This is a genomic window from Streptomyces spectabilis, assembly GCF_008704795.1.
Lineage (GTDB): Bacteria > Actinomycetota > Actinomycetes > Streptomycetales > Streptomycetaceae > Streptomyces > Streptomyces spectabilis.
The window spans coordinates 706022-729027 of the sequence record NZ_CP023690.1; the positions used below are offsets into that span (position 1 = coordinate 706022).

The window sequence follows — 23006 nt, forward strand, 5'->3', positions numbered from 1 at the left end:
TACGCCGCCCGGTGCCGGTTCCTGCGCCCCCCTGCGCGCGGGGCCGTCAGGCGGTGCGGCCGGCCCGGGCGAAGTGCTCGGCCACCGCGTGGAAGGACTCCTTGGGCTCCCAGTGCCACCGCGCGGTCGGGGCGTCCTCGGTCTTCCAGATGGCCTTGGTGAGGCTGTAGCTGGCCATGTCCAGGTCGTAGCGCCGCTCGCGGCGGTGGGGCGACTGCGGGGACACGAACTCGTACACCATCGCCGCGTGCAGGTTCATCCGCTCGAACACGCCGAGGATCTGGCTCAGATACCGGGCCTGGGTGCGTTCGCTGCGCCGGAGGTCGCCGCGCACCTCCGGCTTGGGCTTGCTGTAGTCGATGGTGTTCCAGCCCATGCCGCCCGCTTCGGGGGCGCCCCGGAACGTGCACGTGCCGCACTCGGTGATAGCCACGGGCTTGCCCCACTTCCGGTAGGGGTCAAGCTCCTTGAAGTAGCCGCGCGGATCGGCGAAGTAGGAGTAGTAGTTGACGCTGACGATGTCGAACAGGCTCCAGTCGACGACGTCTTCGTGCGCGGCCCCGTACGTGACAGGACCGTGGAAGACGCGTCGCGCGGTCCGTGCCGCCGACGGGATGAGCCGGTCCAGCTTGCGCTGCGCCTTCTCGGGGTCCCAGTTGCCCTTGAGCATGTTCTCGACCCGCTCCAGGGCGTCGTCCCCCGGCACGATTCCGGGGACGAACAGGACGAACTCGCAGCCCACGCTGAGGTATACGCGCGCGCCCTGGCGCCGCAGCCGTTCGGCCTGTCTGCCGGTCTCGGCGAGATGGTCGAGGATCTGCCGTTCGGGAACGTCGGCCAGGCGCGGCTGGAGCCAGACGTGCAGCCCCTGTTCGGCCGCCTCGGCGGCCGTGGCGGCCATGCGCTCGACCCCGGTGCCGTAGACCACGACCGAGTTCGCGTGCAGCGCGCGCTTGATGCTGCGCAGGTCGGAGCGCATCCGCGTGCGGTTCCAGCCGATGCCGGGCGCATCGCCGTCCGCGCACTCGTACATGACGCCCCGGTACGTCAGTCCGCGCCGGGCGGTGGCCCGCTCGGGGCCCGGCTGCGGCGCGGCGGCCGCCGGCGTCCCGGAAAGGACGGGTCCGGCGAGCGCGGCGGCACCCGCTGCCGCTGCCGCGCCGGTGAGGAATCGCCCTCTGGTCATGCCCTCGTTGCGCATCACGTGCTCCTCTTGCTGGCGTTGCTGGCGTTGGTCGCGTTGCCGGCGTTGGTCGCGGTCGGATCGCCGGTCGCGGTCGGATCACCCCGAGCATCGGCCGTCGGGGGCGTGCCGCTCATCGGGCATCGGTCCTGTCCGGTGTAACCAAAGTCGGCATCGCCGGGACCTGGTGACCGCCGCAAGCCGCCGCCGACCGCTACTTCCGCGCCCGGCCGCGCCCGGCCGCGCCCGGCGGACCGTCAGATGTTCATGCCCGATACACGTACGTGCCCACCGCGCGTGGCGGGGAAGGCACCGGCCCCCGTGAGGTTCACCGACAACACACTCCGCACGCCACTCCCCCCTCCTCCCGCCCCTCGTCTCACGGAGCCACGCATGGACCGCAGATCCCTCCTCGCCGCGAGCGGCGGCGCCCTGGCGACCACCGCCGTCGCCCCGCACGCCTACGCCGCCCCCGCCGCGCACACCGAGCGCCGGCGCGGCCGGGACGTCGTACGGTTCAACGTCATCAGCGACATCCAGGGCGACCTGCGCGACTTCGGCCGGGCCCTGGACGACATGGCGGCCGTCAACCCGCGCAGCGCGGGCCTCGCCGTCGCGGGCGACATCACGCCGCGCGGCTACGACTTCGAGTACGCGCAGGTCAGCGCCGAACTCCGGCGGCACTCCCACCCGCGCGGCGTGGCCTGGGCGATCGGCAACCACGAGTTCTACGTGCCGAAGTGGCGCGACCCCGACACGCTGTCCCAGGACACCTGGCCCAACGGCACCACCGAGGACTCGCTCTTCCGCAGCTTCTACCGGTTCGCCGGGCGCGGCGCCGTGCACGCGGAGACCTCCTTCGGCGGCATCCCGGTGCTCGCCCTCGGCACCGAGCGGTACGCGCACTTCCACGACCCGAAGCTCTGGGACGAAGTGTGGCTGAGCGACGCGCAGTTCGCGTGGCTGGAGGACCGGCTCTGGCACTGGTCGCGCCGCCGCAAGCCGGTCATGGTCATCACGCACCATCCGCTGCCCAACACGGTCTCGGGCACCCGCAACAAGCTCTACGCGAGTGACTACCTCCAGGCCGACCGCCTCCTCGGCCTGCTCGGCCGCCACCCCGACGTGTTCCTCTTCTCCGGTCACACCCACTGGGACCTCGACCTATCCGACTGGGTGGTGCGCCGCGTCGTGCCCGGCACCGCCAACCTCAACGGGTTCACGGTGGTCAACACCGGAGCCATCCAGACCGGATACCGCGACGACGGCAAGGGCGGCGAGGTCGCCGTCGAGGGCTCCTTCAACCAGGGCCTCCAGGTCGAGGTCCACCGCGACTCCGTCGTCATCAAGGCACGCGACTTCGCCCGCAGGACCTGGCTGAAGCAGATCACGGTGCCACTGAGCCGCTGAGGGCGACGTATGGCGGCATGCGTCGGCATGCGGTAGGCGATATGTCACCGTTTGCACCATTCAGGGCAGGGTGATCCACTGACTCTGACACCGGTTTCGGCCGTCGGGCCCGGGGCCCGGCGGCCGAGGGCCCCGTGTGCTCACGGGCACGCACCATCCGGCCGGTGAGGAGGCGCTGTCCCATGGCGGAGTTCGACCGCGGGCCCACGGCCCAGTTCGCCGAGTTGCTGGCCCAGGTGCCCGAGCCGCCCGTCAAGGAGGCGTTCTGGTTCGACTGGGGGCCGATCTTCTACCGCGGGCGGCTCGACGGCTCCGCGCGCGTGCTGATCGTGGCTTCGGACCCCGGGCCCACCGAGCGGATCGCCGGGCGCAGCCTGGTCGGGAACGCCGGCCAGCGGGTGCAGGGGTTCCTCACGAAGCTCGGTCTGACCCGTTCCTACGTGTGCCTCAACGCGTGGGCGTACGCGGTCCAGCCGAGCCGGGCCTTCGCGATGAAGGAGCGGCTCGCCGACCCGCCGCAGACGCAGTGGCGCAACGCCGTCTTCGACCGGGCGACGGACCCGACCCTGGAGGCCGTCGTCGCCATGGGCTTCATGGCCCAGGAGGCGGTGCGGCTGTGGACATCACGCCCCCAGGTGCCGCTCGTCGAGGTGCCCCATCCGACCAGCCACGACCCGGTGGTCCTGCTCGACGCCTGGCGCGCGGCCGTCACACAGCTGCGGTCGATCGTGACGCCGGACCCGGACGGCGACACCACCGGGCCGAACTACGGCACCGAGTTCCTGGAGTCCGACTACAGCGCGATCCCCCATCGTGACCTGCCCTTCGGCGCCCCCGGCTTCCTCGGCGACGACGCCTGGGTGCGTGCCGGGGGCGGGTCGAACTCCGTCAGCCGCCCCTCGCCGGACGACAAGCACACGCTGCTCTGGAAGGCGCCGGGCTGATGGCGCTCGTGCTGCGCGGCACGGTGGTCACCTGCGACAGCGACCACCGGATCCTCGACCCGGGCGCCGTGTACGTCGGCGACGACGGCCGCCTGGCCGCGGTGCGCCCGGCCGGGCAGGCACCGCCCGCGGGCTTCTCCGGCGCGCCGGTCATCGACACGGGCGGGCTGATCCTGCCGGGCCTGATCGACCTGCACAACCACCTCCTCTACAACACGCTGCCGCTGTGGGAGGCCGTCGGCGTTCCCTATCTGCACCACGACCGCTGGGTCGGCGAGAAGCACCCGCCCGACTACTCGACGTCGGTCACCTGGCCCGCCAAGGTCCTCGGCCAGGCGGCGCCCGAGGCGCTGATCAAGTACGTCGAGGTGAAGGCGCTGGTCGGCGGGGTCACGGCCATCCAGGGCGCACCCCTTTCGACGCGCCCCGTCGACGGCTGGCTGCTGCGGACGATCGACAACGAGAAGCTGCCCGCGGGCGCCGACATGGTGATGACCGCCGCGCTCCAGCTCGACGCCGAGGAGCTGCGCGAGGAGCGGGCACCGAAGCTCGACGGCACGCGGCTGCTGATCTACCACGTCGCCGAGGGCAAGCCGGGATCGATCGTGCACCGCGAGTTCGACGACCTCGAACCGTGTCTGAAGCCGGGCCTGATCGGCGTGCACGCCACCGCCCTGACGGCGGCCGACTTCAAGAAGTGGCAGAGCGCGGTGACCGCGGTCAACGCCGCGGAGAAGGCCACCGTCGTGTGGTCGCCGTTCTCCAACTACTGGCTGTACCACGCCACGACGGACGTGGTGGAGGCCGACAAGAAGGGGCTGCGCATCGCGCTCGGCTCCGACTGGTCGCCCTCGGGCACCAAGAACGTGCTCGGCGAACTCAAGGTCGCCGACGCCGTCAACCGCCACGAGCTCGGCGGCCGCTTCACCGACCGCGAGCTGTGCGACATGGTGACCGCGAACCCCGGCGACGCCCTCGCGACCGCCTGGGGGCCGCAGGTGGGCCGCCTGGAGCGCGGCAGCGCCGCGGATCTGCTCGTCCTCGAACGCCACGACCCGGCGCGGGACCCGTACCGCAACCTGATCGACGCGACCGAGCGCCATGTGCGCCTGGTGCTGGTGCGCGGCCGCCCCTTCTACGGCACGCGGGCGCTGATGACCGCCGCCGGGGCGACGGACACCAGCGCGCTCACGGTGGCCGGGCTCTCCCGGCGGGTGGCGGTGCGCGATCCCGGCCGGGCCGACGCCACGCTCGACTGGCCCGGGGTCAAGCGGGCCCTGGAGAAGGTCCGCGACGACCCGGTGGCCGCCTGGCGCGCCGCGCAGGACGCGCTCGCGGACTGGGGCGGTCCGCTCGACGACCCCGACGCACCGCTCGCCCTGTTCGGCGACATGCCGGAGGGCGACACGGGCGCCTTCGCCGCCGCGGGCGAGGTCCCGCTCGACCTGGTCATCCCGCGCCTCGACCCGCTGGCCCCCGACGCCGCCTACTTCGCCGCGGTCGCGCGCAGCGGTGTGCCGCAACTCCAGCACCTCGCGGGCTACTACCCATGAGGCGGACGATCGCGGAACCGGACCGGACCCTGCCGGACTCGGTCGGCCTCGAGGAGTTCATGCGGCGGGTGGAAGCCGACCCGCTGCCGCTCGCGGACCGCTACCGGCTGGTGGCCGCCGCCCGTGTGCTGCTCGAAGAGCTGTACGTGCACCTTCCGCTCAAGCGGGCGATGCACGCCACGGACCCGGTGCAGCGGCTCCGCCTCCTGGAGCGCCGCCTCGCACCCCTCAGCGAGCTGCAGTTCCACGCCGAACTCACGGACGTCTTCCGGGGGTTGCGCGATCTGCACACCGGCTACCAGCTGCCGGACCCCTACCGGGGCCATGTGGCCACGCTCGGCTTCCTCGTCGAGCGCTACGCCGACCCCGACGGCACGCCCCACCACGTCGTCTCCAAGATCGACCCGTCGCTCGTGCACGCGGGGTTCGACGTCGGCGCCGAGCTCGAGGCCTGGAACGGGGTGCCGATCGAGCGCGCCATCGAGCGCAACGCGGCCGCGCAGGCGGGCTCCAACCTCGACGCACGCCTGGCCCGCGGCCTGGAGTCGCTGACGCTGCGCCCGCTGCGGACCGGTCCCCCGCCCGACGAGCACCGCGTGCTCCTGGCCTACCGCACCGCCGGGGGCCGCCGCCGCGAGACGCGCGTGCCGTGGCGGGTGCGCGCCGTCGAGCGGCACGCGGGGCGCGCCCAGGACCCCGTGCCGACGCTCGCCACGAGCCTCGGCATCGACGTCGGCAGCGAGGCCGCGCGCCAGGTCAAGCGCGCGCTGTTCGCACCGCCGCAGGCGCGGCGCTCGGCCGCGCGGGCCCTGCGCAGCGTCCTGCACTACCGGACGGTGCGCGTCCGCGGCCGCTCGTACGGGTATCTGCGGATCTACTCGTTCAACGTCTCGGGGGCGCGGCCGTTCGCCGAGCAGGTGGCTCGGATCGCGGCAGGCGCCCCGGCGGGCGGCCTGATCGTGGACATCCGCGGCAACCCGGGAGGCCATGTCCCGGCCGCGGAGTCCGCCTTGCAGGTGCTGAGCCCGCACCCCGTGACCCCGGTGAGCTTCTCGCTCTCCACGACGCGGGCCGCGCTCGCCCTCGCCCGGGCCAACCCGGGGTTCCGCGTCTGGACGCATTCGATCCGTGCCGCCGTGGAGACGGGCGAGGTGTACTCGCAGGCCTTCCCGCTCACCGACCCCGAAGCGGTCACCGCCGGGCTCGCGCGCCACACCGGCCCCAAGGTCCTGGTCACCGACGCGCTGTCGTACTCGGCGGCCGACATCTTCGCCGCCGGGTTCCAGGACAACGGCCTCGGTCCCGTCCTCGGCACCGCCCGGCGCACCGGCGCCGGCGGCGCCAACGTGTGGACGCACGAGTTGCTGCGCGTGTGGCTGCCCGAGATCCTCGGCGAGCTGCCGCGTGGCGCCGGGTTCCGGGTCGCGCTGCGGCGGGCCACGCGAGCCCGCGGCAACGTCGACGTACCGCTCGAGGACCTCGGGGTCGAGGCGGACGAACTGCACCGGCTCACCGAGCGGGACGTCACCGGGCACAACCAGGACCTCCTGGCGGCGGCCGCCGCGCTGCTCGCCTGACGTCCTACTGCGGCAGCGGACGGTCGTCGACCACGTGCTTCATGACGAGCGTCGAAGTCAGGCGCTGGACACCCGGCAGGGTGGCGAGCCGCTGGTCGTAGAGCTGCTGGTAGGCGGCCAGATCGGCGGTGGCGACGCGCAGCAGGTAGTCGGGTTCGCCGAACAGGCGCTGGGCCTGGATCACGTGCGGGACGTCGGCCACGCCCTCCTCGAACGCGGTGACCGTGTCGCTGTCCTCCCAGCGCAGGGTGACGAACACCAGCGCTTCGAAGTTCAGGCCGAGGGCGGGCGGGTCGACCACGGCCCGATAGCCGCGGATCGCCCCGGACTTCTCCAGGTCACGCACGCGCCGGTGGCAGGGCGAGACGCTCAGCTTCACGCGGGCGGCCAGCTCCGTCACCGTCAGACGGCCGTCCTGCTGCAGCTCAGTAAGAATCTTCCGGTCAAGGGCGTCCATGCGGAAGATTATCCCCCGCCATGCCGAGTACCGGGGGAATTACGGAAACACCTTTGGCCGAAATGATCCTAGCCTTCCCTCTCGGAACGACGAAGGGAAGAGGAAACGATTCTGCATGGACACGGGCACGGTGGCGGCCTTCCTCGCGGTGGACCTGCTGTTGGTGTGCACACCCGGCGCGGACTGGGCGTACGCGATTTCCGCGGGGCTGCGGGAGCGGTCGGTGGTCCCCGCGGTGGCCGGTCTGGTGGCCGGGTACGCCGGATACACCTTGCTCGCGGTGGCGGGCCTGGTCGTGATCGTCGCGAGCTCCGGCGCACTGCTGACGGCCCTGACCGTCCTCGGCGCCTGCTACCTCATATGGCTCGGCTGGGGCGTCCTGGCACGACCGGCGGGTCCGCAGGCGGCCACCGAGGCCCTGGCGGACTCCCGCTGGCAGATCGCGTGGAAGGGGGTCGGCACGAGTGGTCTCAACCCCAAGGCGCTACTGCTGTACTTCTCACTGTTCCCGCAGTTCATCCACCCGGGCGCGGGCTGGCCCGTCGCGGTCCAGAGCGGGCTGCTCGGCACACTGCACATGGCCAGTTGCGCGGTGGTCTACCTCGGCGTCGGCGTCCTCGCCGGTGCCGTCCTGAAGGCACGGCCCGCGGCGGCCCGGGTGGTGACCCGGACCAGCGGGGCGATGATGATCGGCATCGGCGCGCTCCTCCTCGTGGAACGCCTCGCCGCGTGACGCGGCCGGGGGTACCCGGAAGGCGCTCCGGAATGCGGGGGCCCGAAGGGCGCTCCGGAATGCGGGGGTGCCCGGACGGCCCTCCGGACTGCCCCGTACAGCCGTCGCCGACCTCGATCAGGATGCCGCAGCAACGGGCCACGGAGACACGATCCGTGAGGCGACCGCCCGCATCACCCGCAGCCGCCTCGGGTGCCTCACACCGCCGAGGCTTTCGCACCCGCCTCGGACCAGACCACTACCAGAAACAGACCTAACGTCCTGTGAGTACACTGTAGCCTGGCGCTGAACTGCACGGAGGTGAGGCTATATGGGAACGAAGCGATACCAGCAGATGTGTGCTGTCGCGGCAGCGCTCGACATCGTCGGGGAGCGCTGGACCCTGCTCATCATTCGTGACTTGGTCACCGGGCCGAAGCGGTACAACCAGCTCCTCGGAGAGACCCTGGTCGGCATCGGACCGAACCTCCTCGCCTCGCGCCTGCAAATGCTGACCGATGAGGGATTGGTCGAAAGGGAGCCCGTTCCTGGCGACGGCCGTGGAGTCGAGTACCGGCTGACCGAAAGCGGTAAGGCACTCAAGCCAGTCATCCTCGGCTTGGCTTCATGGGGCCTGTCGCACATCACCTCGTATCAGCCCGCTGATCTGGTGCGTGCCGAGTGGGGCGTGCTGGCGGTGGAGGCGATGGTTGCGGCCGGGCCCGCACCAGAGGCTGATGAAGCCTATGAGTTCCACATCGGGGACCAGGCCTTCTTCGTGTTGTGCGAGAACGGCACCGCCACCGTCGTTGAAGGGTCCGCCCCGTCGGAGTCGGCGCTGGTCGTCGCCTCCGATCCTGAAACGTTCATCCGGGTCGGGACCGAACAGATCAGCCCGCTCGACGCGGTGCTGTCCGGGAAGATGTCGATCAGCGGCGACTCGATGGCGCTGTCGCGCTGTCTGAGACTTCTGGGCCTCAGTCTCAACACGGACGAGGACAAGCCGCCGACGGACAAGGGCCTGGTTGAGGCGGCGCCCTAGCCTCATGCCTTCGCGGTTATGAGAGCGGCGGCGTCGGCGCCTCTCCGGGGATCAGCTGTTCGGCAAGGTCCAGTAGGTGCGCCTCGGATCCGTGCGTCCCGACGAGCTGCGCTCCGCACGGCAGGCCTCCCGGCCCAACGTAGGGAACGTTGACGGCCGGATGTCCGCTCGCGTTGAACATCGCGGTGTACTGCATCATCCCGAAGGTGCGACGCATCGCAGTGGCGGGATCGCTCATCCACCCGAGCCGCGGTGCCTGAATGGGCACCGTGGGACTCAACAGGATGTCGAACTGGTCCCACCATGCCGTGAGATCCGTGACAAGCCGGCGCAGCCACTTCGTCGTATCGCTGACGGCTTCGGGCGTCGCCAGGGCTGCCATGGCCAGCATCTGGGCGGTTCCGGGCTCCATATCGGTTTCGGTCAGCGGTCGGCCGAGATCGTTCGCCGCGTCAGACACCTCCTTCGCCAGCCAACCGGCAAGCATAGGAGTGGTCTTCATCGTGAACTGATCGAACTGCTCAAGAGCTCCGGGGTGAGCCGGGAGCACATCATGCCCCAGGTCGCTGAGCTTGTCCGCCACCCGCTCGACAGCCTCGACGGTGCCGCCGCCGAGTTCGACCGCGGAACTCACAGCGGATGCGAGTACACCGACTCGGACTCGCCGAGTCGGACCGGTCGTACCGAAACGGCTGGCGTCAGACGTCTCGTCGCGGCCCAACACCGAGAGCATTCGGCGCAGGTCACAGACCTTGCTAGCCAGGAACCCGTGCTGGTTCCAAGCCGCGAACGTCGGCGTCGTCGCAGGCCGGACGAGACCGGGCTTCAATGCGAAGACTCCACAATGCGCCGCCGGAATGCGTAGAGACCCACCCAAGTCCGTCCCATGGGCCACCCGCACCGCCCTTGCCGCCACCGCGCACGCTGAGCCGCCGGATGACCCTCCGGCGCTGCGGTCGTGATCCCACGGATTGCGTACCGGACCGTAGGCAAGCGGCTCGGTAGTCACCGCCAGCCCGAATTCGGCGGACTTGGTCCGCCCGACGATGTCGAACCCGAACTCCCGCAGACGCCGTCCCAGAGCGTCGTCATGGCGCGAGACGGCGCCGTGCTCGTGCAAAGCGTGGTTCCCGCGCCACAACGGCGCACCGGCCAGCTTGAGGTCAAGGTCCTTGACCAGCAGCGGCTCGCCTGCGAAAGGCGCTGCCGACCGGGGTCGCACGGGCGGCAGCGTCGTCGCCATGAACCCCAGAGCCGCGTCAAGACGGGTGACGTGTCGGCGGACATCCGCAGCTGAAGCAATCTGCGCCCGCTCGGCAGTAGACGTGCCTGCGCTCGGGTCGGTCGGCTGGTCACTCACTCCTAGCTCCCTCCTGCGTGGGACAGGCCGCTGCGACCCATGTCTTGCAGGCGAACCGCCAGCATGCCACTATATCGAAGATATAGTGACCTACCAAGCCTCGTGCCCGCGGATGGAGCGATCTGCCTATGCAGAAGCACACCGACCTCACGATGCGGGAGAGCACGGCATCATCGGAGTCAACCTCTGACCGCCCAACCGATCATCGAGGGGAAGCCCCAACCGATGACATCGATTGGGCGGAGGTGCGGGCGAACTTCAATCTCCAACCGGGCTGGGCCGACTTCACCTCGTTCATGTTGTCCTCGCATCCAAAACCGGTTCGCGAGGCGATCGCAGACCTGGCCCGTCGCATCGACGCACGACCGGAGTGGGCCGAACTCGCCGCACTGGAACCAGGCGAAGCGAACATGATCTTCCAGGTGAAGTCCGCGGTCGCCGGTTACGTGGGGGCCAAGCCGGACGAATTCGCGCTCGTTCAGAGCACGACGGCCGGATTGGGCGTGCTGTACGCCGGCCTGCAACTCCACCCGGGCGATGAGATCCTGCTCTCCGAGCACGACCACTACTCTCATCACGAGGCAGCCCGGCGCAAGGCCGAAAAGTGCGGTGCCGCCGTGCGATTCGTGTCGCTGTACGAGGACGGTGCGGCGGTGACAGCGGACGAACTGGTCGATCGCGTGACCGGCGCGCTCACCGCTCGCACCCGCGTCATCGGATTGAGCTGGGTGTACTCCGGCAGCGGCGTGCGGATGCCCCTACGCAAGGCGGCAGCTGCGATCCGCTCCTGGTACGGGGCGCGCCCGAACCCGTTGATCGTGGTCGACGGCGTGCACGGCTGCGGGGTCCTCGATGAGCCGCTCGACGGGTTGGGCGTGGACTTCTTCGCGTCGGGAATCCACAAATGGCTGCATGGCCCCCGGGGCACAGGCTTCATCTGGGGTGAAAATGCCAGCTGGCGGTATGTCGAACCGACGATTCCCACCTTCGAACTCGACGCGGACGTGTTCGGGACCTGGGTCAGCCGAGGACACCTGCCGCCGACACGAGCCTCGTTCGTCTCCCCCGGCGGCTTTGTCGCCTACGAGTACCTGTACGCCGTTCCCGCGGCGATCGACTTCCTGACAAGCATCGGGAAGACCGAGATCTGCCGACGCGTACTCAGCCTGAACACGCGGCTCCGGGAAGGGCTCGCCGCTCTCCCCCGAGTTCGCCTGATCACCCCCCTGCCGGAGCAGATGAGTGCAGGCATCGTGTGCTTCGAGGTCCACGGGCTCGACCCCCGTGAAGTCGTGGCCGGGCTGGCGACACGGCACATCCGATCGGCCACCACTCCGTACCCGAGGTCATACGCCCGGCTCGCCGCCACCATCGAGAACTCCGAAGCCGACGTCGACAACGCGGTCAACGCGGTCTCAAGGCTGTGACTGCTCAGGCCTGTTGACCGCGCGCCACTGCGTGCGGTGAGTGGGGGGTGGCCAAGGGGTGCCGGTGAAGACCGCGACATCACGTCACAAGATCTCCGGCCGTGGTACTTGCCGGGGCACAGAGGCACAGACCGCCACGATCGAGGGACCTCGGCCATGACTGACCGGACAGAAGTGGACAAGGTGCTGGCCGAGGCGGCCCACCACGCCAACTCTTCAGTACTGGCCGCCTCGGACCTGGCCGGCGTGGGAGACCCCTACTTCCCGGTCGACGGATCTGACTTGTTCACCATCACCCACCACACACTCGAGGTCGATTTCGACCTCACCAGTGGCATGCTGCGCGGAGTAGCACGCCTGGACATTGCCGTCAGTGCCGACGTACCGGCGATCGCGCTCGACTTCGGACTACCGACCCAGGCGGTGGCCATCGACGGCTCCACGCTGGCCCCCAGGGTGGTCCCCGGGAAGCTCGTCCTCGAACCCGACACTGGTCTCAGTGCCGGAAGTCACCAGATCGACATCACTTACGCGGGCTTGCCCGGAGAGGTGGAAATCCGAGGCGAGCGGTCCTGGCTGAACACACCCTTGGGCGCGCTCGCCGCGAGGGAACCACACGCGGCAGCGTTCTGGTTCCCTACCAATGACCACCCGTCACGCAAGGCGACCTACGACCTCACGATCACCGTGCCACGCGGGTTCGTCGCCGTTGCTCCAGGCCGTCTCGTCGAGCACTCACACACCTCACGCGTGCATCGCTTCCGGTGGGTGACAGCCGAACCCGTAGCCTCTTACCTCTACTCGCTGGTGGTCGACAGGATGCGGATCGAGCTCGACACCCTCGACGATCACGGCGTGCAATGGGTGTCCGCCTACGGCGACGGGGTCAACGACTCCGCACCGTCGGCCCGGGCCTCCATCGAAACCACGCCGACAGTGTGCGCATGGCTCGTGACCCTCCTCGGCCCCTACCCGTTCGACGCCATCGGCGGAGTGGTGACACGGATGGCCGGCCCCCATGCGCTGGAGACCCAGACCCATCCGATCTACGGCGACCACTTCTTCCGCCGGAGCCTCGACTCGTACGTCGTGGCGCACGAGATGGCTCATCACTGGTTCGGCAATTCAGTGAGCCTCTCGACCTGGAATGACATCTGGATCAGCGAGGGCATGGCCACCTATCTGTCATGGATGTGGTCGGAGCACAACGGCGAGGGCACCACAGACGAGCTGTTCAGCAGCTTCTATCACCTTCGGGCCGCCAACCCTGACTACTGGCGGATCCCACCCGGCGACCCATCACCAGCCCACCTCCTGTCGACCCAGGTCTATGAACGCGGAGCGATGGCAACCCATGTTCTTCGCCGGTCGATCGGCGACGACGCGTTCATCAGTTGTCTGCGCACGTGGTGTGCCGACCACCGCCACCACCACGGATCGCTGTCGCAGTTCCTCGCTACGGCCGCCGCAGTCAGCAAGGCCGACACTGTCGCGATCATGCAGCCCTGGCTGTTCGCGCGCCGGCGCCCCGACCCACCCCCGGGAGTACTCACCCCCGCCGACCTCGAACCGCCTTCGCTTCGCTTCATCCGCCGCACCGGAGACCCTCAGTCACCAAGGCCGGCGGGCCCTTCCCGGTGAGAGCAGGGCTCATGACGGTGAGGTAGGCGCGACTCGTTCGGAAGATGCCATGAGCCCGCCGCAATTCACCCGCACGTCACCGTCCAAGGCCGACCGGAAGGTGGAGGCCAGCTGTTTCCGATCTTGACAATCCACCACGATGACAGATAGCTTAACAATTATGTATTGAATGCCTGCGACTGTGTGCCGAGCCAACTAGATCCGAGAGGAGCTCGTCATGCCGGCCATCGAGCCGAAATTCGCGGACTTCGCGATCCATTACAGGCAGTACGCTGCCGCGGATCATCTCGACGAGGTGCGTGCCCGGGACTTCTCACAACTGGATCGTCTCGACCAGGTGTACCTGGACTACACCGGCAGTGCGCTTCCTGGCCGGTACCAGTTGGACAGATACCGCGACTTCGTCTGCGACGGCATCTGGGGCAATCCGCACTCGATGAACCTGCCCTCGCAGCGCTCGACGGAAGCGATCACAGCGGCACGGCAGAATGTGCTCGACTTCTTGAACGGGTCACCCGACGAATACACCGTCGTGTTCTGCGCGAACGCTTCGGCCGCGATTCGGTTAGTAGCCGAATCGTTCCCCTTCGCCGCGTCATCCCGGCTCGGTCTTCTCCAGGACAACCACAACTCCGTACTCGGCATTCGCGAGTACGCCGAGCGGATGGGCGCTGAGACGACGACCGTACGGCTCGGCTCGGACTTGAGAGCCGATGTTGACGAGACGACCCGAATGCTTGCGAGCGGTATAGACGGCCCATCGCTCTTCGCCTACCCGGCCCAGAGCAACTTCTCCGGGATCCGCCATGCGCTCGACTGGATAGACGTGGCTCACGCCCACGGCTGGAAGGTACTGCTCGACGCCGCGGCCCTAGTACTGTCGCAGGACCTCGACTTGGCCAAGCATAAGCCCGACTTCGTGCCGATATCGTTCTACAAGATCTTCGGCTGGCCAACCGGAATCGGCTGCCTCGTCGCGAGGAAAGAGGCGCTGGCCGATTTGCGGCGCCCTTGGTTCTCGGGCGGCACCGTGATCGCGTCCAGCGCGATGGGAGGCTGGCACGCGCTCGCGCCAGGAGCGGAGGGGTTCGAAGACGGGACGCCGAACTTCCTCGGCGCCGTCGGTGTCGGCATCGGCATCGACTATGTCACGAACGTCCTCAAACGGGCTCCGGCGCGGGCACGCATGACGAGTCTGCTGCAGTACACGCTGAATCGAATCACCGAACTGAAGCACGACAACGGCATGCCGATGTGCGTGGTCTACGGCCCCAGCGACATGGTCGAAAGGGGACCCACCATCGCGTTCAACATCCTGGACAGCAACGGTCACGTCGTCGACGAACGCCTCGTCGAGAGTCGATCGGTCGAGATGAAGATAGCGTTGAGGACCGGCTGCTTCTGCAATCCCGGCGTCGGAGAGGCCGCGTTCGGCCTCGATACAGCCGACCTGCTGCGAGCCGGTCGGCTCAGCAACGGCCCCTACTCGGTCGATCACTACCGGCACGAGGTCGGCATTCAGACCGGCGGTGCGCTGAGAATCTCGCTCGGGCCGGTCTCCAACTTCCATGACCTATCCCGTTTTGACTCCTTCATGCTGAGTTGGCAGAACTTCATCCAGACCACCGGGAGTCTCGCCGGTCTGCCTCCTCGTGAGCGTTGCTGAGACTGAAGGCGGGGTCACATTGCAGAGAGCCGTGGTGATCGGCGGCAGCATCGCCGGCCTGCTGACAGGGCAGGTGCTCTCGGTCGAATTCGATGAGGTCGTCGTGATCGATCGTGACGACTTGGACACTGCGAGCAGCAGTGTCCGGCGCGGCGTCCCGCAGGCGAGGCACCCTCATACGCTCTTGCGCCGCGGTGAGCAGATCCTCAACACGCTGTTCCCCGGCATCACAGACGAACTGATTCGACATGGTGCGGTCGTGATGCCCATGGATCGGGTGTGGTGGTGGCAGCACAGGGGCTACCGTGCGGCGGTGCCTGACGCGGCCCCCATCATCTCGTGCTCACGTCCGCTGTTGGAGTGCCTGGTGCGCGAGCACGTCGAGGGCAACGGGGTCGTCGAATTCCGCACCGGTGAAACGGTCGATCTGATCAGCAACGGCGGTGCCGTCACTGGGGTCTGCGTCCGCGACCCGTCAGGCACATCAACGGAGATCAAAGCCGAACTCGTCGTGGACTGCACCGGGCGGCGGTCAAGGGCCGACCACTGGCTGACCGAGATCGGATACCCCAGCCCCGAGATGCAGCTGGTCCAATCCGACGTGCGGTACACGACCCGTGTCTTCCATCGGTCGACGAGTGTGCGGACCGATGGCGCCGCCGGATACTTCGTCATCAGCGATCCGAAAGCCAAGAAGCGATTCGGCACAGCGATGCCGATCGAGGGTGACAGGTGGATCATCACCCTCGCCGGGCTGCACGGCGAGGGCGCGCCGACCGACCTGGCCGGGTATCTCAGCTGGGCCCAGACCCTGCCCACCGCCAAAATTGCGTCCATCATCGAAGACGAACGGCCCATCGGTGCGGCGGTTCGCTACCGGCTGCCGGGCAGCGAGTGGCGGATGTTCCACCGTCTCGCGGCCCACCCGAGCGGCTTCGTGTGCGTCGGCGATTCCGTATGCAGCCTCAACGCCCTGTATGGGCAGGGCATGACGTCTGCCGCAGTTCAGGTTGTGGCACTGCGGGAGGCCTTGGCGCGGTCCGATGTCATGGACCCGGAGTTCGCCCGCACGTTCTACCGATTGTCCGCACGCGCGGTGTCGCCGGCATGGGCGACGGCTACCGGAGCCGATTTCATCTATCCCGAGACCCGCGGCCACCGACCCTGGCCGACGAAGATGATCAATCGGTACGTCACCAAATGCGTGGTGGCCGGCCAACACGACTCGACCATCGCGACGAGCCTGTGGGACGTGGCGAACATGGTGAAACACCCCACATCGCTGCTGAGCCCGTCGGCTCTCGCGAGAACGGTGCGCTATTCCAGGCGAGGGCCCCTGCTGAGCTACAAGCCGATCACACCTCGATGAGATCTACACCAACAAGTCGGGCGAGTACATGTCGAGCCAGTGATACACATCCAGTATCCGGTCCAGTCCCGCTCGGACGTCGCCGGGCATCTTGTCCGGTGGGATCTCGGTTGCCGCCTGCGCCCACTGCCGATCGACGATCGCGAAGACGGGGTGGTCAGGGTGCGCAAGGATCTCGGATAGCTGGCCGGCGAGGCTTGCGGCGTACCTGGGGTCCTGACTCGTCGGGTAGGGGCTCTTCACACGATCGCGAACCGCCTGGGGCACCAAGGCCCCGCAGGCCTCGCGCAGCAGGCTCTTCTCGCGGCCGTCAAAGGTCTTGAACGACCACGGCGTGTTGTAGACGTAGTCGACCAGCCGATGGTCGCAGTACGGAACGCGGACTTCCAGCCCGACGGCCATGGAGGCGCGGTCCTTGCGATCGAGCAGCATGGGAAGGAATCGGGTGAGGTGTTGGTGGCTGATGAGCCGCATCCGCTTCTCGCGGTCGTCGTCTCCGGGAAGGTGTTCCACTGCCTTGCGGGAGACGGCGTACTGGTCGGCGATGAAATCATCAAGCTCCAGCTTCGCCCGCAGGTCGTGGTTCAGCAAGGCGAACCGGTCGGCCGTGAAGGCGCTGCGGAATGCCAGCCAGGGGAAGTTGTCCGCGTTGACCGACCCCGGGTGATGGAACCAGATGTATCCCCCGAAGATCTCATCCGCGGACTCCCCTGAAAGGGCAACGGTGGACTGCTCGCGAATCGCACGGAAGAGCAGATACAGCGAATTGTCCATGTCGCCGAGCCCGGCGGGAATATCACGGGCGCCGACGACGGCACGGCGCACGCTTGGCCTCGAAAGGGCACTCTGGTCGAGAGCGACGCGGTGATGGTTGGTCTTGACGAGTTCGATGACCTCCCGGACGAACGGCGCGTCCGGTGTATCGCGGATCTCATCGGGTACGAACGTCTTCTCCTGGTCCTCGAAGTCGACGGAGAAGGTCCGGAGCGCCTGGCGCTTCGCTGCGTCGGTCGCAGCGGCGAGACCGGTGAGGGTGCTCGAGTCCAGACCGCCGGACAGCAGTACGCACAGGGGGACGTCCGAGACGAGCTGCCGTTCGACGATGTCGTCGAGCAGTCCGCGCACACGCTGGACCGTAGTCGGTATGTCGTCGGTATGTTGCCGGGTCTGCAGGCTCCAGTAGGTGTACGGGGCAATGCCAGTGCGCTCGACTGTGAGCGTCGTGCCCGGCCGAACCTGGTCCATGTCGCGCCACAACGACCAGCCGGGCTGACCGGTCATCGCGAACAGTTCACGCAGGCCATCGACGGTGACCGTGCGGTCAGCCAGCGGATGGGCGAGGATCGCCTTCGGCTCGGACCCGAAGACGATCCCCGAGGGTATGCGGTAGACATACAGGGGCTTGATGCCGAAGCGGTCCCGTGCGAGGAACAACCGCTCTTGCCGCTGGTCCCAGATCGCGAACGCGAACATCCCGTTGAGTCGTTCGACGATCGACTCACCCCACTCCAGATAGCCCAGGAGCAGGACTTCGGTATCGCTTCTCGTCTCGAACCTGCGACCACGCGCCTTGAGTTCGGCCCGCAGCTCGGTGTAGTTGTACATCTCACCGCTGTAGACGAGCGCGACTTCATGACCGGACTCGGTTGCCACCATCGGCTGGCGGCCACCCGCCGGATCTATCACGGCCAGGCGCCGGTGGCCGAGGGCGACGTTCTCGCGAACGAAGGTTCCGGTCGCATCCGGGCCACGGCGCGACATGGTCGCTGTCATGGACTCGATGGCATCGGCCGACCGGTCATCGAAAGCTGAATCGAACGAGACCCAGCCGGCAATTCCGCACATCGATGATCTCCCACTCTGATCCGTTCGATCGCACCACCACACATGGTCGGCACGGCGCACGAAGGGGTTGGCGCTAGGACGGCTGGCGCTCGGTCTTGGAGTGGACGCCGGCCACGTACCCCTGGCTGATGAGTCCCGCGGCCATGGACCTGTAGAAGTTCGGGTCCTCAGGTACCACGGCATTCAGTCCGTCGACATAGCGGTTGAACATGGCGAAGGCGGCAGCGATGAGGACTGCGTCATGCACGTCGCGCTCCGCGGCCCCGGCCTCGCGTGCCTTGGCGACGTCTGAGTCCTCGACGGTCTTGCCGTCAGCGGTCACTTTTGTCGCGATGTCGAGCAACGCCTTCATCTTCGGGCTGATCGCAGTGTCGGTTGATCGTGACCTGACGCCATCCACGATGGCCTCGCCGTTGTTCAGCTGGGCTGCCGCGATCGCGAAGTGCCCGTTGGCACAGAACGGGCTGGCATTGAGGTTGGACACGTGCCCCGCGATCAGCTCACGCTCGCCGCGTGAGAGGGAGTTTTCGTCGCGCAGCAGTGCCTCGCAGAACTCAAGGAGTGGCTTGGCGGTTTCGGGGCGGTAGTTGAACAGCCCGAAGATGCCGGGCATCCGGGCGTCAACGGTGATGTGTGGCATGACTTGCTCCTAGCCTTGTGGGCAGAAAGGTGGTCATTACCATTCGACTGGCAACTGGGTGTATCCGTGGAACCCGAGGACGGGCGTGTGACGCTCGCCGGTGAACTCTGGTGAGAGCGACAGATTCGGGAGCCGTTCCGCCAGGCGCGCGAGGAGCTTTTGCACCTCAGCCCTCGCCAGCGGCGCCCCGATGCAGAAGTGCGCGCCGTGCCCGAAGGACAGATGCCGATTGGGCATGCGGTCGATGCGCACCTGGTCAGGAGAGTCGAACGCCTCTGCATCACGGTTGCCGGAGCCGAAGAGGATGAACAGCCTGCAGCCGGCCGGTATCGATACGCCACTGAGGGTGGTGTCCCGGGTCGTCGTCCGCCACAGGCCCTGCAGAGGGGCGTCGTAACGCAGGATCTCTTCGACGACAGTCTCGATGGTCGACGGGTCGGCACACAGCTGTGCCCAACGGGCGGGCTCCGCCAGGAGGACGGCCAAACCGTTGCCCACGGTGTCGATGGTCGTCTTGTGCCCTGCCATGACCAGCCCGCACAGAGCGCTGACGATCTCGTTCATCGACAGGGGTTCGGCGTCGGGGAGCTGCTCGTGGACCATGACGCTGATGACGTCGGATGTGGGCCGAGCCCGACGCTCCTCGATCTCGTCGGCAATGAAGTGTTGGAACGCCACCAGATTGCGCGCTTGCCGCAGGCGTTCATCCAGCTCGGCGGGCGCGAACAGGAACGACACGAGGTCCCTGCTCCACCGGGACGCGTCTTCGATGTGCTCTGCCGAGATGCCCATGAAGCGCAGGATGACCTCGACGGTGACGGGCCGGGCCAGATCCGCGATCACATCGCACTTTCCCAACGGAACGATGCGGTCCAGGTGTCTGTCGACGACGCAGTCGACTGCCGAACTGAATTCCTTGGTCCGGGTCTGGGCCATGGCCTGCACGTACGGGTGGCGGAATCGTGCATGCGCCTCGCCATCAGTACTGATCGCGATCGGCACCATCGGGTAGCCCGTCGCCAGCACTTCAGCGACCGCAGGATGCGGATCGTCAAAGGGATGCGTCAGCCCCCGTGACGAGAACGTCTCCGGGTCACCGCACACTGCCTTGATGTCGTTGTATCGGCTGACCACCCAGGCATTGAGTTCGGGCGAGAACTTGACTGGCTCCTCGTCACGAAGGTGACGGTACAGCGGGTACGGGTCGGCGAACAGCGCGCTCATCTCACCGAACCGCTGCTGGGTGGACTCGGCGATGTTGGTCATCTGCGCACTCCGAGCTCTGCCGGAACTCCAACCGCCCTGACCCCGCACCCCGTCGCGCGCAGGCCGCCAGGGCCATCTGAAGTTGCTCGACCATAGATAGCTACATATTTAGATACCGAAACCGTAGTGCGGCTCCCTGGCCGGGTCAACCCGCCCGAGTGGCCAGCACCGCGTAGCGGGGGCAACGCGGAGGAGCGCGGCATCAGGAAACCGACGAGCAGCTCGGGACCGGATCGCGATCGGCGACGCATGGGCTTCGCCCTACCCGTAGGTGCCGCGGTAGTAGGTCAGGGGCTGAACGTCGGCTTCGCTGGTTCCCGCGCCGATGACCTGCCCGACATAGACGCTGTGATCGCCGGCGGGATGGACGTCGCGCACCTCGCAGTCGATGTGGGCGATCGCGCCGGCGAGGACCGGGCATCCCGTGAGCTCGCTCGGTCGCCAGTCGATGCCCTTGAACCGATCCCCGTTGGCATCGATGGTGGCCATGCGTTCTGCGATCCACTGCTGGTCCTTGCCCAGCAGGTTCACGCTGTACGCGCCCAGCTCACTTACCACCTGACCAGTTGTGGAGCCATTTCGCGCACAGAACAAGACCAGCGGCGGATCGAGCGATACCGAGCAGAACGCCTGACACGTCATACCGACGGGGCCCATCCGTGTCACCCCGGTCACGATGGTCAGTCCGGTGACGAAATAGCTGAGCGTACGGGTGAAGGTCGCCGGGTCGACCCCTGCGGTGGGTGCCCCTCGCGGCTCGCGGTCCAGTAGTGATTCCGGCAGGCCAGCAGCCCGAGGACGTGGTTCGATGGCCGACACGGTGCCTGCGGCGAGACGGTGCTGGAATGAACGCAACGTAAGCCTCCCCTCAGGTCGCTACGGTATGTTCTATCGATTTTGTACGGGCTTCGAAACCCTCGAGCGGGCCCTGATGGGCTCATCGAAACATTCAGCAACCTCGAAGAACCCTCAGAGCCCTGGAGTGCTCCGCGATCGCCTCGGTTACCGGGCCGCAAGAACCTTGCGACCACGCACGGTTCTCGGTGATCCAGCGGCCGCGCGCCCAGGCCGCGGCCCGGGATGAGGCGATCTCGCATCATCAAACGAGTGGACCAACCGCTTGATCGTCTCCCACCGGCCCAGCGAACGCCCGCAAGTCACCACACATTTCGTGAGCGGTTCCCTATTGACTACAGAAAAAAACAGTGATCTAGTGAGTGGTGTGCAGCTGCTCAGGTCACTTGATGACGTGCGTGCGGTGGGCGGGGTGGCGAGGGGTTGTCGGCGAAGAGGTCGCGGAGGGCCGAGGGGATCGGGGCTGTGTTTGCGGGCAGTGGACGGGTAGGAGCGCGGCAGCGGCCATCGGTTGGCGCCGTCGAGCGTGCGTCGCAGGCGGAAGAACACGCCGGCCGGATCGCAGGCCGTTCCCGCAGCTCGCACAGGCCACCGGGCGACGGCAGACCAGCGCGCCCCGGCCCTCGACCCACTCCAGAACCCACCCCCTGGTCTCGGAGCCAAGGGTCGCTTCCCGTGCGACAAGCACACCCGACTACACGTCACCGACAGTCCTGAGCGGTCACAGTGGTGCACCGCTCCGATGGCGCCATAGCCCGCCCGACGACTCGCGGAAGGAACCGCCATGACCGACCTCGTCGCTCCTCACGATCTCGACACCACGGCGCTGCTCGAGGAGTACCGGTCCAAGGTAGTGCCCGCGGCCACTGAATTCGTCAGGGGCCGAATGTCGGCACGGGATCTCCGCGCGATCTGGTTGCCCTACTTCCGAGGTTCCTTCCTCACCTACGAGAGGGCCGTCCAGGAAGCCTGGCGTGCCGCCTACGGACCTGACCGCGGCATCGAACCGGGCCCTCCGATGGCCGACCCGAAGTACGCGGATCAGCTCCGCTACTTCCCGGTGACCATCTCGCACAACAACCTCGAGCGTCTCATCGACGTACTCGAGGTCGAGCTTGAGGACCGGACCGCGAGCGCGACAAAACTGCCAGAGCGGATCATCGACTTCGCGTACGTCATCGACGCCCTGGAGGGCTTGATGCAGTCGCTGTCGAACAAGTCTTGATCCAGGCTCGGCCCAAGACAAAACACAACAGGTTCAACCAGTCCGCGAAGACTTTCAACCGGAGGATCTGATGAGCCTCATGAACGAGCTGCGCGAGGGCGCGGCTGTCAAGGGCGCCGATGGTTCGGCGCTGCACAATGCCGAAGTAGTCAAGGGACACAATCTCGCGTGGGGCGGCGACCTCTACACCATCCGTCCCTACACCCTGGGTCCGGCCGCACTCGAGGCCTTCACCGTCCGCGAGCGCATCCACGTTTCGATCGACGGGCTCGGCGAGGACCTGGTCGACCTGCATGGCATCGGTGTCTACCGTCGGCATGAGCCGCGGATCGGCGCCGAGGGCGAGACCGAGCTGACGTGGCGCACGGCAACCATCGGCGCGCAGTTCCTTTCGCTGCAGGTCGTCGGCGAGAGCGACGTGTTCGGGCAGGTCAGGGTGACCAACACCCCGACCAGGAGCGAAGGCGCCACTGTGTCGCCGAACCTCGTCCCCGGGCCCGTGGACCCCGAGATCACCCCGATGAAGAACTGCGTGACCGCGCTGTACCCGCAGTTCGACATCGAGAACCTCGGCGCGATCATCAACACGGGCGGCGTCCGCGTCGACGTAGAGTCGCGCGTCAACATGGTTCCGCCGATCGGTGACGTGTCCCGGACGTCGACGTCGTACGCGCTGTACGACGGCGATCGTCAGGTCGGGACGCTGTTGGCGGCGGACCTCGAGATCGGTGCCCTGCTGCACCACATCCCGGTGAAGAACGCGACCAGCCCGGTCGAGTTCTCAACCATCATCGCCTGAGCCAGGAGCGACCGGCGGTGAATGACTGTGGACGG

19 protein-coding genes are annotated in these 23006 nt (G+C 67.6%); 12 read left to right on the plus strand and 7 right to left on the minus strand.

The features are described 5' to 3' along the window. Window positions 1–46: 46 nt before the first annotated feature. Complete coding sequence (locus CP982_RS02985) at window positions 47–1201, minus strand: glycoside hydrolase family 113 protein (protein ID WP_150509016.1); 1155 nt, start codon at window positions 1199–1201, stop codon at window positions 47–49. A gap of 375 nt (window positions 1202–1576) precedes the next feature. Here CP982_RS02985 and CP982_RS02990 point away from each other — a divergent pair, with 375 nt between their 5' ends. The 4 genes from CP982_RS02990 (at window position 1577) to CP982_RS03005 (ending at window position 6667) form a co-directional block, all read left to right on the plus strand. Continuing rightward, window positions 1577–2593: a metallophosphoesterase family protein gene (locus tag CP982_RS02990; protein ID WP_150509017.1), complete on the plus strand. Its 1017-nt coding sequence runs from the start codon at window positions 1577–1579 to the stop codon at window positions 2591–2593. A gap of 182 nt (window positions 2594–2775) precedes the next feature. Beyond that, window positions 2776–3537: a uracil-DNA glycosylase family protein gene (locus CP982_RS02995; protein WP_150509018.1), complete on the plus strand. Its 762-nt coding sequence runs from the start codon at window positions 2776–2778 to the stop codon at window positions 3535–3537. Continuing rightward, window positions 3537–5090, plus strand: a complete 1554-nt coding sequence (locus tag CP982_RS03000) for an amidohydrolase family protein (RefSeq protein WP_150509019.1) — start codon at window positions 3537–3539, stop codon at window positions 5088–5090. Before CP982_RS02995 ends, CP982_RS03000 begins: the two co-directional genes overlap by 1 nt. Beyond that, on the plus strand, window positions 5087–6667 hold the full coding sequence (locus tag CP982_RS03005; RefSeq protein ID WP_150509020.1) for a S41 family peptidase: 1581 nt from the start codon (window positions 5087–5089) through the stop codon (window positions 6665–6667). Before CP982_RS03000 ends, CP982_RS03005 begins: the two co-directional genes overlap by 4 nt. 4 nt (window positions 6668–6671) lie before the next feature. Here CP982_RS03005 and CP982_RS03010 read toward each other — a convergent pair whose 3' ends face one another. Next, window positions 6672–7124 carry an Lrp/AsnC family transcriptional regulator gene (locus CP982_RS03010; protein WP_150509021.1) on the minus strand — a complete coding sequence of 151 codons (453 nt, stop codon included), beginning with the start codon at window positions 7122–7124 and terminating at the stop codon, window positions 6672–6674. Window positions 7125–7239: 115 nt separating this feature from the next. Between CP982_RS03010 and CP982_RS03015 the strand changes: the two genes are divergently transcribed. Beyond that, complete coding sequence (locus tag CP982_RS03015) at window positions 7240–7857, plus strand: LysE family translocator (protein WP_150509022.1); 618 nt, start codon at window positions 7240–7242, stop codon at window positions 7855–7857. A gap of 310 nt (window positions 7858–8167) precedes the next feature. Further along, window positions 8168–8878 carry a winged helix-turn-helix transcriptional regulator gene (locus tag CP982_RS03020; protein ID WP_150509023.1) on the plus strand — a complete coding sequence of 237 codons (711 nt, stop codon included), beginning with the start codon at window positions 8168–8170 and terminating at the stop codon, window positions 8876–8878. Window positions 8879–8894: 16 nt separating this feature from the next. On the opposite strand, the gene CP982_RS03025 is transcribed toward CP982_RS03020, so the two are convergent. After that, window positions 8895–10238, minus strand: coding sequence for an amidase family protein (locus tag CP982_RS03025; RefSeq protein WP_150509024.1), 1344 nt, complete (start codon window positions 10236–10238; stop codon window positions 8895–8897). Window positions 10239–10366: 128 nt separating this feature from the next. On the opposite strand from CP982_RS03025, the gene CP982_RS03030 reads away from it, so the two are divergent. The 4 genes from CP982_RS03030 (at window position 10367) to CP982_RS03045 (ending at window position 16341) form a co-directional block, all read left to right on the plus strand. Next, complete coding sequence (locus CP982_RS03030; RefSeq protein WP_150509025.1) at window positions 10367–11665, plus strand: aminotransferase class V-fold PLP-dependent enzyme; 1299 nt, start codon at window positions 10367–10369, stop codon at window positions 11663–11665. 156 nt (window positions 11666–11821) lie between these two features. Continuing rightward, complete coding sequence (locus tag CP982_RS03035) at window positions 11822–13306, plus strand: M1 family metallopeptidase (protein ID WP_150509026.1); 1485 nt, start codon at window positions 11822–11824, stop codon at window positions 13304–13306. Between the two features lie 217 nt (window positions 13307–13523). Then, the gene (locus tag CP982_RS03040; protein ID WP_150509027.1) at window positions 13524–14972 is read left to right on the plus strand and encodes an aminotransferase class V-fold PLP-dependent enzyme; all 1449 of its coding nucleotides are present in this window, start codon (window positions 13524–13526) and stop codon (window positions 14970–14972) included. Window positions 14973–15003: 31 nt separating this feature from the next. Continuing rightward, window positions 15004–16341 carry an FAD-dependent oxidoreductase gene (locus tag CP982_RS03045; RefSeq protein WP_170316336.1) on the plus strand — a complete coding sequence of 446 codons (1338 nt, stop codon included), beginning with the start codon at window positions 15004–15006 and terminating at the stop codon, window positions 16339–16341. A gap of 3 nt (window positions 16342–16344) precedes the next feature. Here CP982_RS03045 and asnB read toward each other — a convergent pair whose 3' ends face one another. The 4 genes from asnB to CP982_RS03065 all read right to left on the minus strand — a co-directional run bounded on the left by asnB (window position 16345) and on the right by CP982_RS03065 (window position 20947). Continuing rightward, on the minus strand, window positions 16345–18186 hold the full coding sequence (gene asnB, locus CP982_RS03050) for an asparagine synthase (glutamine-hydrolyzing) (protein ID WP_150509029.1): 1842 nt from the start codon (window positions 18184–18186) through the stop codon (window positions 16345–16347). 73 nt (window positions 18187–18259) lie between these two features. Beyond that, on the minus strand, window positions 18260–18826 hold the full coding sequence (locus CP982_RS03055) for a carboxymuconolactone decarboxylase family protein (RefSeq protein ID WP_150509030.1): 567 nt from the start codon (window positions 18824–18826) through the stop codon (window positions 18260–18262). Window positions 18827–18862: 36 nt separating this feature from the next. Further along, window positions 18863–20092: a cytochrome P450 gene (locus CP982_RS03060; protein ID WP_150509031.1), complete on the minus strand. Its 1230-nt coding sequence runs from the start codon at window positions 20090–20092 to the stop codon at window positions 18863–18865. A gap of 261 nt (window positions 20093–20353) precedes the next feature. After that, window positions 20354–20947: a flavin reductase family protein gene (locus CP982_RS03065; protein WP_150509032.1), complete on the minus strand. Its 594-nt coding sequence runs from the start codon at window positions 20945–20947 to the stop codon at window positions 20354–20356. 784 nt (window positions 20948–21731) lie between these two features. Here CP982_RS03065 and CP982_RS03070 point away from each other — a divergent pair. Both CP982_RS03070 and CP982_RS03075 read left to right on the plus strand, forming a co-directional pair. Then, window positions 21732–22172 carry a hypothetical protein gene (locus CP982_RS03070; RefSeq protein WP_150509033.1) on the plus strand — a complete coding sequence of 147 codons (441 nt, stop codon included), beginning with the start codon at window positions 21732–21734 and terminating at the stop codon, window positions 22170–22172. A gap of 79 nt (window positions 22173–22251) precedes the next feature. Continuing rightward, on the plus strand, window positions 22252–22971 hold the full coding sequence (locus CP982_RS03075; protein WP_150509034.1) for a DUF6073 family protein: 720 nt from the start codon (window positions 22252–22254) through the stop codon (window positions 22969–22971). Window positions 22972–23006: the final 35 nt, after the last annotated feature.